The following is a 13,052-nucleotide window of genomic DNA, read 5'->3' as shown; positions in this document are numbered from 1 at the left end:
CGCCGCACGCCCCCACACCCGTGGGCGTCAGCTCTGGCGGGCCTTGGGCTCGACAGAGGGCTCCTCGGACCCGGCCTCCGGGTCCGAGGATTCCTTGAAGTCGACCTTGTTCATGTGCTTGCTCATCGACTTCATCAGCACCCACACGGCCAGGGCCATCGCCGCGAAGACGATGAAACCGAGGACGCCGGGGGTGACCTTGTCCTCGTCGACCTCCTTGGCGAAGGTCGCGAAGTGGGTCATTGCCAGGCTCACGCTTGCGCTCATGTCAGGCATTGTCCCGGATGCCCGCGAAGAGGTCGTCCTCGGGGAGGGAGGTATCGACGAAGGACTTCGCGAGCTCGTACTCCTCCGTCGGCCAGACCTCCTTCTGGACCTCCATCGGAACCCGGAACCAGCCGCCGTCGGGGTCGATCTGCGTGGCGTGCGCGATCAGCGCCTTGTCACGGATCTCATAGAACTCGGCGCACGGGATGTGCGTGGTCAGCGTGCGCTCGGTGCGCTCGATCTCGCTCCAGCGCTTGAGCCACTCCCCGTACGGCGACTCCAGGCCGCGGTCCAGCATCGCGTTGTGCAGCGCCTCGGTGCGCTGCCGGTTGAAGCCCTGGTTGTAGTAGAGCTTCTGCGACTGGTACGCCGGGCCGAACTCCCCCTCCGGGTACTTCTCGGTGTCCGCCGCACCCTCGAACGCCACCATCGAGATCTTGTGGGTCATGATGTGGTCGGGGTGCGGGTAGCCGCCGTTCTCGTCGTACGTCGTGATCACCTGCGGACGGAACGAGCGGATCTTGCGCACCAGCTCACCGGCCGCCTTGTCGACGTCCTCCAGGGCGAAGCAGCCCTCGGGCAGCGGGGGCAGCGGGTCGCCCTCGGGCAGGCCGGAGTCGACGAAGCCGAGCCACTCCTGCTTGACGCCGAGGATCTCGCGGGCCTCGTCCATCTCCTTCTTGCGTACCTCGTGGATGTGCTCCTCGATGTACTTGTCGCCCTGCAGCTTCGGATTGAGGATGGAGCCGCGCTCCCCGCCCGTGCAGGTCACGACCAGCACGTCCACCCCCTCGGACACGTACTTCGCCATGGTCGCCGCGCCCTTGCTCGACTCGTCGTCGGGGTGGGCGTGGACGGCCATCAGTCGCAGCTGGTCAGTCAAGACTCAATCCTTGGTAAGTCGGCGCCCCTGATGTGAACCGGGGCGATCGGCGCTTCTATAGTGACCGAATCGGGGGGCGAATAATTCCGGTGTCCGGAGGACGATCATGAGTACGGCGAGCACGCGACTGCCCGAGGGCCGTTACGGCCGCTCCTCGGACGAGCGCGCCGACCACAAGCTCAAGATCGCCGGCGCCGTTCTCGGGGCGCTGTTGCTCGCGCTGATGGGGTATTTCGCCTACTACTACGTCGGCCAGAACAAGATCAGCGCCGAGGTGATCAGCTTCGAGCAGGAGCGGGACGCCGTGAAGGTGCATCTGGAGGTCCGCAAGGACTCCGGTGCGAGCGGCTACTGCACTCTGCGTTCCCAGGCCGAGAGCGGTGCCGAGGTCGGCCGGGCCGACTTCCGCTTCGACGGGGACGCCACCCGCATCGACCGGGTCGTCACACTGCGTACGACGTCACCGGGCACGACCGCGGAGCTGCTCGGCTGTCACGCCGACTGACCTCATCCGCATTACGCCTTGCTGACCTGCGCCGATGTGATTCTGATGGCTTATGTCCTCCCCCTTGGGCCGCTGAATTGTTAGGCTCGTGGTTTCGCCCATCCGTGAAGGAACATTCTTCTGGGTAGGGCGATGCTTTGTATTCCCAGTACCTACGAGGAGCACCTGTGACCCAGACCAGCGAAGACGTCACCTGGCTTACGCAGGAGGCGTACACCAAGCTCAAGGAAGAGCTGGCGTACCTGTCTGGTCCCGCGCGCGAGGAAGTCACCGCGAAGATCGCGGCCGCGCGCGAGGAGGGCGACCTGCGCGAGAACGGCGGGTACCACGCGGCCAAGGAAGAGCAGGGCAAGCAGGAGCTCCGCATCCGCCAGCTGACCCAGCTCCTGGAGAAGGCCAAGGTCGGCGAGGCCCCGGCGTCCGCTGACGGCGCGGTGGCGCCCGGCATGGTCGTGACGATCGCCTTCGACGGTGACGAGGACGATACGACGACCTTCCTGCTCGCCTCCCGCGAGTACGCCAGCTCCGACATCGAGACCTACTCGCCGCAGTCCCCGCTGGGCTCCGGCGTGCTCGGCCACAAGGTCGGCGAGGACGCGGAGTACGAGCTGCCGAACGGCAGGAAGGCCTCCGTGAAGATCCTCAAGGCCGAGCCCTACAGCGCCTGATCCCCTTACCCCGCATTGCCCCGACAGACCCCCGGCGTCTTACCGACGCCGGGGGTTTCGTCATGCCGCGTCATGCCGCCCGGCGTCACCTCATGCGGTCGCGGACCGGTACTTCCGCACCGCCAGCGTCCTGAACAGGACGACGATCAGGATCGAGTAGATCAGCGACGCCCACACCGCGTGCTGCATGGGCCAGGCGTCGGAGGTCGAGACCCCTGGGTTGCCGAAGAGCTCGCGGGAGGCCTGGACCGTGGCGCTGAACGGGTTCCAGTCGGCGACATGGCGCAGCCAGGGCGTCATCTGGCTGGAGTCCACGAACGCGTTCGAGACGAAGGTGACCGGGAAGAGCCAGATCAGCCCGCCCGAGGTGGCCGCCTCCGGGGTCCGCACGGAGAGTCCGATCAGGGCGCCGACCCACGTGAAGGCGTACCCGAGCAGGAGCAGCAGACCGAAGGCGCCGAGCACCTCACCGATGCTGGTGTGGGTGCGCCAGCCGACCAGCAGGGCGACCATCGCCAGCACGAACAGCGTGAGCGCCGTCTGCACCAGGTCGGCGAGGGTCCGCCCGGTCAGCACCGCGCCGCGCGCCATGGGCAGCGAGCGGAAGCGGTCGATGAGCCCCTTGTGCATGTCGTCGGCGATCCCGGCGCCCGCACCCGCCGTGGCGAAGGTGACGGTCTGGGCGAAGATGCCTGCCATCAGGAACTCTCGGTAGACCGCGGGGTCCGTGGTGCCGCCGATGTTCATGGAGCCGCCGAACACATAGCTGAACAGCACCACGAACATGATCGGCTGGATGAGCCCGAAGATGACCATCTCGGGGATCCGGGACATGCGGATCAGGTTGCGTTTCGCGACGACCAGCGAGTCACGGATCGACTGGCTGATCGGGTTCGTGGCGGGCGTGACGCGTACGGCGTCGGTGACAGCGCTCACTTGCCGGTCTCCTTCGTGTGGCGGCGGTCCTTGGCGTCCTGGGCGGCACCGCTCTCGCTGTTCGCACCGCTCGCGCCGTTCTCCTCCGCCTCGGCCTCGGCATGGTGGCCGGTCAGGGAGAGGAAGACGTCGTCGAGGGTGGGGCGGCGCAGGCCGATGTCGTCTATCTCGATGCCGCGCACGTCGAGTTCGCGGATGACCTCGGCGAGGAGCTTGGCGCCGCCGGTGACGGGCACGGTGAGCTTGCGGGTGTGGTCCTCGACGGTGGTCTCGCCCTTGCCGAAGCCGGCGAGCACTTCCCGGGCGGTCGGGATGTGCTCGCGCTCGTGCACCACGACCTCGACGCGCTCGCCGCCGGTGCGGGCCTTGAGCTGGTCGGAGGTGCCGCGGGCGATGACGCGGCCGTGGTCGACGACCGCGATGTCGTGCGCGAGGTGGTCGGCCTCTTCCAGGTACTGCGTGGTCAGCAGCAGGGTCGTACCGCCGGAGACGAGCTGCTTGATGACCTCCCACAGCTGCTGGCGGTTGCGCGGGTCGAGGCCGGTCGTCGGTTCGTCCATGAACATCACGGGCGGGGAGACGACCAGGGCGGCCGCGAGGTCGAGGCGGCGGCGCATGCCTCCGGAGTAGGTCTTCGCGGTACGGTCGGCGGCGTCCGCGAGGTTGAACTGCTCGAGCAGCTCGCCGGCCCGGACCTTCGCGTCCTTGGCCTTCATCTGGTAGAGCTGGCCGACCATCTGGAGGTTCTCGCGGCCGGTCAGATACTCGTCGACCGCGGCGAACTGGCCGGACAGACCGATCGAGCGCCGCACCTCGTTGGGATGCTTGAGCACGTCGAGGCCCGCGACGACCGCCTTGCCGCTGTCGGGTCGCAGCAGGGTCGTCAGACAGCGGACGGTCGTCGTCTTGCCCGCGCCGTTCGGCCCGAGCAGGCCCAGGACAGTGCCCTCCGGCACGTCGAGGTCGACGCCGTCCAGAGCCCTTACGTCGCCGAAGGTCTTCACCAGACCTTCGGCATAGATGGCGCCTGGCATATGAGTCTCCACGTCGTCGGGGATTCTTCGAAAAGCCTATGGTTTGTACTTTTTGTTCCGCCTGATGGGTGGCGGATGAGGGCGGCGATCTCGCCGCGAGACACACCATAACGCGATGTATCGCGTCTCTCAATGGACTTACTCGAACGAGTGATGGAGAAGCTCCTGAGCTGGGAGTTCGGCGCCCCGGCTGCTCAGTCGATGACCGTATAGCCCGCGTTCCGCAGGGCCTGGCCGACCTCGGCGCAGTGCTCCGGACCCTTCGTCTCCAGGTGCAGCTCCACCTCCGCCTCCGTGAGCCCGAGCCGTGGATCGGTCCGTACGTGACTCACGTCGAGGACGTTAGCGTCCACCACTGACAACGCCCCGAGAAGCGTCGCCAGGGCGCCCGGCCGGTCCGTCAGCCTGAGCCGTACGGCCAGATAGCGACCCTGCGCGGACATGCCGTGGCGCAGTACGCGTTGCAGGAGCACCGGGTCGACGTTGCCGCCGGACAGCACCGCCACGACCGGCCCCTCGAAGGCACCCGGGTCGCTCAGCAGCGCCGCGACCGGGCTCGCCCCGGCGGGCTCGACGACCAGCTTGGCCCGCTCCAGGCTCAGCAGCAGCGCGGCGGACAGCTCGTCCTCCGACACCGTACGCACTTCGTCGACCAGCTCGCCGATGATTTCGAACGGCACATCGCCGGGCCGGCCGACCTTCATGCCGTCGGCCATCGTCGCCGGGTTCTCGATCGACACCGGACGCCCGGCCGCCAACGAGGGCGGGTACGCGGCCGCGCCCGCGGCCTGGACGCCGACGATCCGCACATCGGGCCTGATCGACTTCACCGCGATCGCGACACCGGCCGCGAGACCGCCGCCACCGATGCCGAGGACGATCGTGCGCACCTCCGGGCACTGCTCCAGGATCTCCAGACCGACCGTGCCCTGACCGGCGATGACGTCGGGATGGTCGAAGGGGTGGATGAACACCGCGCCGGTCCGCTCCGCGTACTCCTGCGCGGCGGCCAGCGTCTCGTCGACCACCTGCCCGTGCAGCCGGACCTCGGCGCCGTACTCCCGGGTCGCGCTGATCTTCGGCAGCGGGGCGCCCTTCGGCATGAACACCGTGGAACGCACGCCGAGCAGGGACGACGCCAGTGCGACGCCCTGCGCGTGGTTGCCGGCGCTCGCGGCGACGACCCCGGCGGCCCGCTCCTCGGGCAGCAGCCCGGCGATCCGGACGTATGCGCCGCGCAGCTTGAACGAGCCCGTTCGCTGGAGGTTCTCGCACTTGAAGTGCACCGGCGAGCCCACCAGCTGGGACAGGTGCCGGCTGCCCTCCATCGCGGTCACCCGCGCCACCCCCATGAGCATCTTCTGGGCGCCGCGCACATCGTCGAGGGTGACGGGCCGCAGGGAGTGCAAGGAGTCAGCCGTGCCATAGCTCATGACACAAGCATCGCAGTTCACAGGCGCAAGCGGCCGCTGTGACCAACCTCCGAGACCGGTTTCCGCAGCGTCGGTACGGCCCGCCTTCCGGCCGCGTACCCTGTCCCCCAACCCAGCACCCCTTATCTGAAGTGAGCCCCCGGCCATGCCCACAACACCTGAAATGTCGATGGACATGACGACCGTCGGTGACACCGGTCTCCTCGACACGCTGCAGCACGAAGTGGCGGTCTTCGCCCGTCGTGCCGAACAGACCCGGCTCGGCGGGGTCGGGCAGGTGCGCAACTCCATGGACCGCGCCGCATATCTGCTGCTCAACCGCCTCGACAAGGAAGGCCCGATGGGCGTCAAGGCGCTCGCCGCGAGCATGGGCATCGACTCGTCGACGGTCACCCGGCAGGTGGCTCCGCTCGTGGACACCGGGCTCGTCAAGCGCACCTCCCACCCGGAGGACGGCCGGGCGGTGGTGCTCCAGCTGTCCCCGCGCGGGCTGTCGCGGCTGGAGGAAGTGCGCTCCTCCCGGCGTCAGTTGATGGCCGAGCTGACACACGACTGGGCACCGGAGGAGCGCGAGGCCTTCTGCACGCTCCTGACGCGCTTCAACACCGCGCTCTCCTCCCGGATGGCGGCCCAGGGCCTGCCGGGCGCGGACGCGCCGTCGGCGTCCTGAGCGTCCTTCACGCACGCGTGGCGCACCCGTTCTCCGGGTGCCCGGCTCTCGAGGGGTGCGCGGCTCTTGACCGAAAGGCCACCCCTGGCCTCATATGAGACCGGGTCCTTAACTCGCACACGGTTCCGTATCCGGTATGTGGCGCGGGTCCCGTTCCCTCACAGGTCGCCCTCAGGCGGGAGGCGCGGTGCGAAAACGGCATGCGTCCCAAGACGCCCGCCGGGCCCGGGAGTTCAAGGCGTTCGTCGCGGGCGCCGCCGGGCGGCTGCTGCATGCCGCGACGCTTCTGACGGCGGAGGGGCCCGACGACAACCCCCGCGCGCGGCGCCTGCTGACGCTGGCGCTCGCCCACACGTACGCGTGCTGGGACGGACTGCGCGGCGAGGACCCCTACGACCGCACCCGCCAGTACCTGGCCACCCGCTTCGCCCGCGGCGCCTGGCACCAGTACGGCGGCCTGGGCGGCCACCGACCGCACCCCGCCAACCCGTTGGCCGCGCTGGCCCCGCAGGAGCGCCTCGTCCTCGTCCTGCGGCTCTACGAGGGCGTCGCCGAGGAACAGACGGCCGCCCTGCTCGGACTCGCCACGGAACGCGTCCGCACGATCTGCGACCGGGCCACGGCGACGCTGCTGCATCCCCCGCGCGGGCCCGCTCCGGCGGTGGGAGGCGCGAAGGTGGCGGCGTCGTGAGGGCGAGGGGCCACCCGGGAAGGGAGCGGCCGTGAACCGGCCCGAACGCGAAGCCGCCGTACGCCGCATCATGGAACAGGCGCATCCGCCCGTGCCGCCGGAACTTCACGCCGAGGTGGTGCGCCGGGGCGGCCGCATGCTGCGGCGCAGGCGGGCAGCCCTGCGGCTGATGTGGTTCCTGATGTTCGCGGCGAGCGTCGCGTTCGTGGTGTGGGCGGTGACGGCCCGGCCTTGGGTGGAGCCGCCGTCGGAGACGACTCCACCGCTGACCGGCTGGTGACCGGCCGGACCGGCCGGCTCGTGAACCGCCGAAGGGGCTAGCCCAGGGCCTGCTGAAGGTCTTCCAGCAGGTCGTCGACGTTCTCGATGCCCACCGAGAGGCGTACGAGGTCGGCGGGGACCTCGAGGGCCGAGCCGGCGACCGACGCGTGCGTCATCCGGCCGGGGTGCTCGATCAGGGACTCCACGCCGCCCAGGGACTCGCCCAGCGTGAACACCTTGGCGCGGTTGCAGACCTCGACGGCCGCCTCCTCGCCACCCGTGACCTGGAAGGAGACCATGCCGCCGAAGGACCGCATCTGCTTGGCGGCGACCTCGTGACCGGGGTGGTCCTCCAGACCCGGGTAGAGCACCTTCGTCACGCGCGCGTGCCGGGTCAGCATGTCGGCGACCTTGGTCGCGTTCTCGCTGTGCCGGTCCATCCGCACCGACAGCGTCTTGGCTCCGCGCAGCACCAGCCAGGAGTCGAAGGGCCCGGCGACCGCGCCCATCGCGTTCTGGTGGTACGCCAGTTCCTCACCGAGCGCCTCGTCGGCGGTGATCAGCGCGCCGCCCACGACGTCCGAGTGGCCGCCCATGTACTTGGTCAGGGAGTGCACGACGACGTCGGCGCCGAGCGACAGCGGCTGCTGCAGATACGGCGTGGCGAAGGTGTTGTCGACGACGAGCTTCGCGCCGGCGTCCCGGGCGATCTGCGCGACGGCGGCGATGTCGGTGATACCGAGCAGCGGGTTGGAGGGGGTCTCCACCCACACGGCCTTGGTCTTCGGGGTGACGGCGGCCCGGACGGCGGCCGGGTCGCTGGTGTCGGCGACCGACCATTCGACGCCCCAGCGGGCGACGACCTTCGCGAAGAGCCGGAACGTGCCGCCGTACGCGTCGTTGGGGATGACCACGTGGTCGCCGGGGCTGAGCAGCGTACGCAACAGGCAGTCCTCGGCCGCCAGTCCGGACGCGAACGCAAGGCCCCGTCGGCCGCCCTCGAGGGCGGCGAGGTTCTCCTCCAGGGCGGTACGGGTCGGGTTGGCGCTGCGGCTGTACTCGTAGCCGCCGCGCAGGCCGCCGACGCCGTCCTGCTTGTAGGTCGAGACCTGGTAGATCGGCGGGACGACCGCACCGGTGAGGGGGTCCGCCGTGTTGCCCGCGTGGATGGCGAGCGTCTCGAAGTGCTGACTGATGTGCCTGTCGCTCATGGGCACCGAGCGTAGTCCGCTCGCGGGGCAGGCGTCGCACAGCGAGGCTCGAGAAGGGTTTTCCCCAGGCCGCGGAGCCGGGACGGGAGGTTCTCCACAGGCACCCGGAGCCTGGACAAGAGGTTTTCCACAGGCCCGGGACCGGGTTGGCCAATTGTCGGCGGCGTCTGGAACGCTTGAGGCATGGAAATTCTCTGGGTCCTGATGGCGGTGGTCATGTTCGGCTTCGTGCTGCTGCCGGTCCTGCGGCGCCGCCGGGGCATGATCGAGCAGGTCCCGCCGGGCCACCCGGACGCCGCGGACCCCGCGGACTACGGCTTCGTACGGCAGGAGGAGCTGGACGTCCGCATGCCCGGCCCCGACCAGGACCTGCTGGACGTCCTGGACCTGGTGCAGCGCACCCAGGACTACCGGGCGGCCTCCCAGCTGCTGGTGGGCACCGAGGCGGCGGGTGAGCTGCGCTGGCAGCGTGTGCAGGCCTTCGCGGGCGCGGCCTCCCTGGAGCTGGCGCAGCGGCCGGGCGGGGTGAGCGAGTCGCCGGGCGGCCAGTGGCTGCGGGTGTGGCGGTCCGAGCAGCCCAAGGACGCGGGTGGTGCGGCCATCCACGCGGAGTTCCTGGTGCAGCAGGCGTGGCGGACGGCCACGCCCGGCACGGACTCGTTCCGGATCATCATGGAGGAGGCGAGGGCGGCGTGCGGCGAGGCGGCGCTGCTGGCGCCGGGTGACCCGATCCCGTACATCGTCGAGCTGTCGGTGGCCCGTGGCCTCGCCTATCCGCGGGCGGAGTTCGAGCAGCTGTGGCTGAAGATCCTGGACCGCGCCCCGTCGCACATGGGCGCGCATCTGGCGGCGCTCCACTACTGGTGCGAGAAGTGGCACGGCTCGCGTGAGCTGGCGATGTCCTTCGCGGAGGCGGCCGCGGCCCGCGCCCCGCAGGGCTCCCTCCTCGCCGCCATGCCGCTGTTCGCGGTCTTCGAGCACCTGCCCGAGGTGAACCTGGTCAGCGGCTTCTACCAGAGCGAGACCGTCACCAAGGCGATGCACGGGGCGCTGCACGCAGTGCACTCGGCCCGCGCGGACGACCCGATGCTGGCGCATGTGCGGCACATGCTGGTCTTCTTCCTGGTCCGCGGCGAGCGCTGGCAGGAGGCCATGAACCAGCTCATACACATCGACGGCCACGTGGGCGCCCTGCCGTGGACCCTGTCCCCCGATCCGGCGGCCGAGTTCGCGGTCTACCGGGCGCTGGCGGTGGCGGGCTACGAGGCGAACGGCGGCAGCCCGGCGACGCTGCCGCACTGAGGAGCACGTGGCCCGGCGTCGCCCCGCCCCGACGGAATGCGGGGCGGCGCCGGGCCGTTGTGCGTGACGCCGCTTCCGGCCACCACCGGAGGGGTCCGGCGAGGAGACGAGAAGGAGCCCGCGCCCATGCTGTTCGGCCGTACGCCCGTCCTGCCCACCCCCGAGCAGGCGCTGAAGGGCCGCCCCGCCCCGGTGTTCACGGTCCCCGACCGCCACACCGTCCTCGGCACCCCGCTGCTCGGCCCCTACCCCCAGGGCCACGAGATCGCCGACTTCGCTCTGGGCTGCTTCTGGGGCGCCGAACGCAAGTTCTGGCAGCTCCCGGCCGGCGTCTGGACCACCCTGGTCGGCTACCAGGGCGGCCACACCGAGCACCCCACCTACGAAGAGGTCTGCTCCGGCCTGACCGGCCACACCGAGGTCGTCCGCGTCGTCTACGACCCCTCGCTCATCTCCTACGAGCGCCTCCTGAAGACCTTCTGGGAGTCCCACGACCCCACCCAGGGCTTCCGCCAGGGCAACGACGTCGGCACCCAGTACCGCTCCGCGATCCACACCCACACCCCCGCCCAGGCCACCACCGCCGAAACCTCGCGCGAGACTTACCAGAAGCTCCTCACCGGCACAGGCCACGGCACGATCACCACGGAGATCCTGCCGGCGGCGGGACGTACCTTCTATCCGGCCGAGGGGTATCACCAGCAGTACCTGGACAAGAACCCGGCCGGTTACTGCGGGATCGGCGGCACCGGAGTGTCGTGCCCGATCGGTGTGGCCAGGGCGGATGGCTGAGCCGCTGTCGCCGGAGGTCGCGGCGACTCTCCGGGCGCTGCTGGCCGGGTCGGATGCGGTGAGCGGCGCCCTGCTGGCCCAGGTTCCCCACACGCGGGTGGTGGGCAGGTGTCGCTGCGGCTGTGCGACGGTCGATCTGGAAGTGGACCGTACGGTGGTGGCTCCTGCGCCGTCGCACGACAATCCAGCTGTGGACGCCGGGTACACCGCCCCGCACTCGGCCGGTGTCATGGTCTTCGCCAAGGACGGCTACCTGTCGCTCCTGGAGATCTACTCGGTCTCCGACGAGCCGATCTCGACGTGGCCGGACCCCCGCTTCATCGAGCGATGAGGCGGAACAGGGTCGAGTTGAGTACCCCGTTCGGCGGGCGCGTCCAGGGGGTTCCGGTTTCAGCCCGGCGCTCCTCGTGCAACCAGGCATACAAGCTGGCAGCAGTGATGCCCATGGGCGTTGAGTGCCCATAGGGTGCCTCCGTGACTGCCACGTTGAGTTCCACGCGAGCCCGGGCCGCGCTGCGCACATCTGCGCGGGTCTCCGGGGAGTTGCTGCTCACATTCCTGATGCTCGCGGTGGCTCTGTGGATTCTGGGGCGGATGTGGTCGGTCGTCTGGCCGCTCGTGATCGGCCTGCTGCTGACCACGCTGACCTGGCCGCCGACTCGTTTCCTGCGGCGTCGCGGGTGGAAGCCCGCTCTCGCCGCGTCGGTCGTGACGGTGCTGTTCCTCCTGGTCGCCATGGGTGTCGTGGCGCTGATCGCGGTACCGGTGGCATCGCAGTCCGGGGAACTGGGAGACGGGGTGTTCAAGGGCATTCAGGAGTTGCGCGAGTGGGCCGCCGGGCCGCCGTTGAACATCGATGACGCGCAGATCAACAAGGCCTTCGACACCGCGGTCTCCCGTGCGCAGGACAGTCTGGGCAACGTGGCGGGCGCTGTCGTCACGGGAGTGAGCACCGTGCTGAACGGTCTGGTCACCGCCGTCCTGGCCCTCTTCCTGATGTTCTTCTTCCTCAAGGACGGCCCACGGTTCCTGCCGTGGCTCGCCCGGCAGCTGCCCGGTCGACTCGCCACCGACGTCCCGACCGTGGCCGCGCGCGGCTGGAACACCCTGGGCGCGTTCGTGCGTTCGCAGGCGGCTGTCGGCCTGATCGACGCCGTCCTGATCGGGCTGGGGTTGTGGATCCTGGACGTACCCCTCGTGCTTCCCCTGGCGGTGCTGACGTTCGTCTCCGCGTTCGTGCCGATCATCGGTGCCTTGTTCGCCGGTTTCGTCGCGGTTCTCATCGCGCTGGTCTCCAACGGCCTGACGGACGCGCTGATCGTGCTGGCGATCATCGTGGCGGTGCAGCAGCTCGAGGGCAACGTGTTCCAGCCCATGATCCAGAGTCGTGGGCTCGGCCTCCACGCGGCCGTGATCCTGCTGGCGGTGACATTGGGCGGGAGTCTGGCCGGCATCGTGGGGAGTCTGCTCGCGGTGCCGGTCGCCGCGCTGATCGCGGTGTGCTGGGACTATGTGCGTGAGCAGCTCCGCGAACCGTCCGAGGGGCCGGGGACCGACGGGTTGGACAGCGACGCCCCCGTCCCGTCCTAGGGATGCGCGAGTGGGTGCGGCCCCTCGCCGTCTCCGCCGGCTGGTGAGGCCGACGGCACCGCCGCGGAATCGCCCGGTGAGCGTTTGACCTTGACACCGTGACAAGGCCTTCACTGCTGCCGAGGAGGTGGTCGCGGTGACCATGGCGGAACAGGACACGGATGGGATGCGGGCTCTCCAGGGCCTGGAGGACGACCGTTCGTCCGTGCGACTGCGGGCGGCCATGACGGTGGGCACGACGCCCGAGCCGCGCTTCGTCGGGAAGCTCATCGAGCGGTGCGCGATCGAGCCCGAGTTCTTCGTCCGCGACATGCTGACGTGGGCGCTCGCCCGTCACCCGGTGTCGGTGACGCTCACCGGGCTGCTCCGCGAGGTCCGTTCGGAGCGGGCGCAGGCACGGAGCCAGGCGTTGCACACGCTGTCCAAGATCGGGGACCGGCAGGCGTGGCCGGCGATCACGCGGGAGCTGCTGTGCGACGCCGACGAGGAGGTGGCGCGGAGCGCCTGGCGGGCCGCGGTCGTGCTCGTACCGGAAGGCGAGGAGTCCGGGTTGGCCGAGGTACTGGCGACGCAGCTCGGGCGCGGGGAGCGCGAGACGCAGCTGAGTCTCAGCCGGGCGCTGGTCGGGCTGGGTGAGGTCGTGCTGCCGGCTCTGCGCGCCGCGGCGACGGCCGCTGACCCACATGTGCGCACGCATGCCCTCGCCACGGAACGGCTGCTGCGCGACCCGGACGCCGGTTTCGAGTTCGCGATCGAGGAGGCGAAGCGCGTGGTGGCCCTCGGCGGGTCGGGCCGGGCGGGACAATAGG

At 69.9% G+C, this 13,052-nt stretch carries 16 protein-coding genes; 10 read left to right on the top strand and 6 right to left on the bottom strand.

Annotated elements, in window-relative coordinates; translation table 11 throughout:
• Positions 1–27: 27 nt before the first annotated feature.
• Together OHU89_RS31570 and mca are read right to left on the bottom strand one after the other, a co-directional pair.
• Complete coding sequence (locus OHU89_RS31570) at positions 28–276, bottom strand: hypothetical protein (RefSeq protein WP_405647894.1); 249 nt, start codon at positions 274–276, stop codon at positions 28–30.
• Complete coding sequence (gene mca / locus OHU89_RS31565) at positions 269–1,129, bottom strand: mycothiol conjugate amidase Mca (RefSeq protein WP_405654743.1); 861 nt, start codon at positions 1,127–1,129, stop codon at positions 269–271. Before mca ends, OHU89_RS31570 begins: the two co-directional genes overlap by 8 nt.
• A gap of 127 nt (positions 1,130–1,256) precedes the next feature.
• Between mca and OHU89_RS31560 the strand changes: the two genes are divergently transcribed.
• A complete protein-coding gene (locus OHU89_RS31560; protein WP_266888668.1) occupies positions 1,257–1,655 on the top strand; it encodes a DUF4307 domain-containing protein in 399 nt (132 codons plus the stop codon).
• A gap of 167 nt (positions 1,656–1,822) precedes the next feature.
• Positions 1,823–2,323: a transcription elongation factor GreA gene (greA, locus tag OHU89_RS31555; protein ID WP_046260823.1), complete on the top strand. Its 501-nt coding sequence runs from the start codon at positions 1,823–1,825 to the stop codon at positions 2,321–2,323.
• 90 nt (positions 2,324–2,413) lie between these two features.
• Here greA and OHU89_RS31550 read toward each other — a convergent pair whose 3' ends face one another.
• The 3 genes from OHU89_RS31550 to ilvA all read right to left on the bottom strand — a co-directional run bounded on the left by OHU89_RS31550 (position 2,414) and on the right by ilvA (position 5,726).
• A complete protein-coding gene (locus tag OHU89_RS31550) occupies positions 2,414–3,259 on the bottom strand; it encodes an ABC transporter permease (RefSeq protein WP_266888670.1) in 846 nt (281 codons plus the stop codon).
• Positions 3,256–4,293 (bottom strand): ATP-binding cassette domain-containing protein, encoded by a 1,038-nt coding sequence (locus tag OHU89_RS31545; protein WP_405647891.1) that lies wholly within the window; start codon positions 4,291–4,293, stop codon positions 3,256–3,258. Before OHU89_RS31545 ends, OHU89_RS31550 begins: the two co-directional genes overlap by 4 nt.
• Before the next feature lie 194 nt (positions 4,294–4,487).
• Complete coding sequence (gene ilvA, locus OHU89_RS31540; protein ID WP_266888672.1) at positions 4,488–5,726, bottom strand: threonine ammonia-lyase; 1,239 nt, start codon at positions 5,724–5,726, stop codon at positions 4,488–4,490.
• 163 nt (positions 5,727–5,889) lie between these two features.
• On the opposite strand from ilvA, the gene OHU89_RS31535 reads away from it, so the two are divergent.
• From OHU89_RS31535 to OHU89_RS31525, 3 genes are all read left to right on the top strand, one after another.
• Positions 5,890–6,396, top strand: a complete 507-nt coding sequence (locus OHU89_RS31535; protein ID WP_171142677.1) for a MarR family winged helix-turn-helix transcriptional regulator — start codon at positions 5,890–5,892, stop codon at positions 6,394–6,396.
• Positions 6,397–6,583: 187 nt separating this feature from the next.
• Complete coding sequence (locus OHU89_RS31530; RefSeq protein ID WP_266888673.1) at positions 6,584–7,087, top strand: sigma factor-like helix-turn-helix DNA-binding protein; 504 nt, start codon at positions 6,584–6,586, stop codon at positions 7,085–7,087.
• Between the two features lie 31 nt (positions 7,088–7,118).
• Positions 7,119–7,367, top strand: coding sequence for a hypothetical protein (locus OHU89_RS31525; RefSeq protein ID WP_307026556.1), 249 nt, complete (start codon positions 7,119–7,121; stop codon positions 7,365–7,367).
• 37 nt (positions 7,368–7,404) lie between these two features.
• Here OHU89_RS31525 and OHU89_RS31520 read toward each other — a convergent pair whose 3' ends face one another.
• Positions 7,405–8,559, bottom strand: coding sequence for a cystathionine gamma-synthase (locus OHU89_RS31520; protein ID WP_405647888.1), 1,155 nt, complete (start codon positions 8,557–8,559; stop codon positions 7,405–7,407).
• 183 nt (positions 8,560–8,742) lie between these two features.
• On the opposite strand from OHU89_RS31520, the gene OHU89_RS31515 reads away from it, so the two are divergent.
• From OHU89_RS31515 to OHU89_RS31495, 5 genes are all read left to right on the top strand, one after another.
• On the top strand, positions 8,743–9,861 hold the full coding sequence (locus OHU89_RS31515; RefSeq protein ID WP_405647886.1) for a hypothetical protein: 1,119 nt from the start codon (positions 8,743–8,745) through the stop codon (positions 9,859–9,861).
• A gap of 126 nt (positions 9,862–9,987) precedes the next feature.
• Positions 9,988–10,653, top strand: a complete 666-nt coding sequence (gene msrA, locus OHU89_RS31510) for a peptide-methionine (S)-S-oxide reductase MsrA (protein WP_405647884.1) — start codon at positions 9,988–9,990, stop codon at positions 10,651–10,653.
• Positions 10,646–10,984 (top strand): hypothetical protein, encoded by a 339-nt coding sequence (locus tag OHU89_RS31505; RefSeq protein ID WP_405647881.1) that lies wholly within the window; start codon positions 10,646–10,648, stop codon positions 10,982–10,984. Before msrA ends, OHU89_RS31505 begins: the two co-directional genes overlap by 8 nt.
• Before the next feature lie 143 nt (positions 10,985–11,127).
• Positions 11,128–12,243 carry an AI-2E family transporter gene (locus OHU89_RS31500; RefSeq protein WP_405647879.1) on the top strand — a complete coding sequence of 372 codons (1,116 nt, stop codon included), beginning with the start codon at positions 11,128–11,130 and terminating at the stop codon, positions 12,241–12,243.
• 142 nt (positions 12,244–12,385) lie between these two features.
• Entirely contained in the window at positions 12,386–13,051 is a 666-nt protein-coding gene (locus OHU89_RS31495; RefSeq protein WP_405654741.1) for a HEAT repeat domain-containing protein, read from the top strand.
• Position 13,052: the final 1 nt, after the last annotated feature.

Source organism: Streptomyces sp. NBC_00019, from assembly GCF_045041015.1.
Taxonomy (GTDB): Bacteria; Actinomycetota; Actinomycetes; order Streptomycetales; family Streptomycetaceae; genus Streptomyces.
Note: the sequence above shows the minus strand (reverse complement) of the source record. Positions and strands in the feature narration are given on the sequence as shown.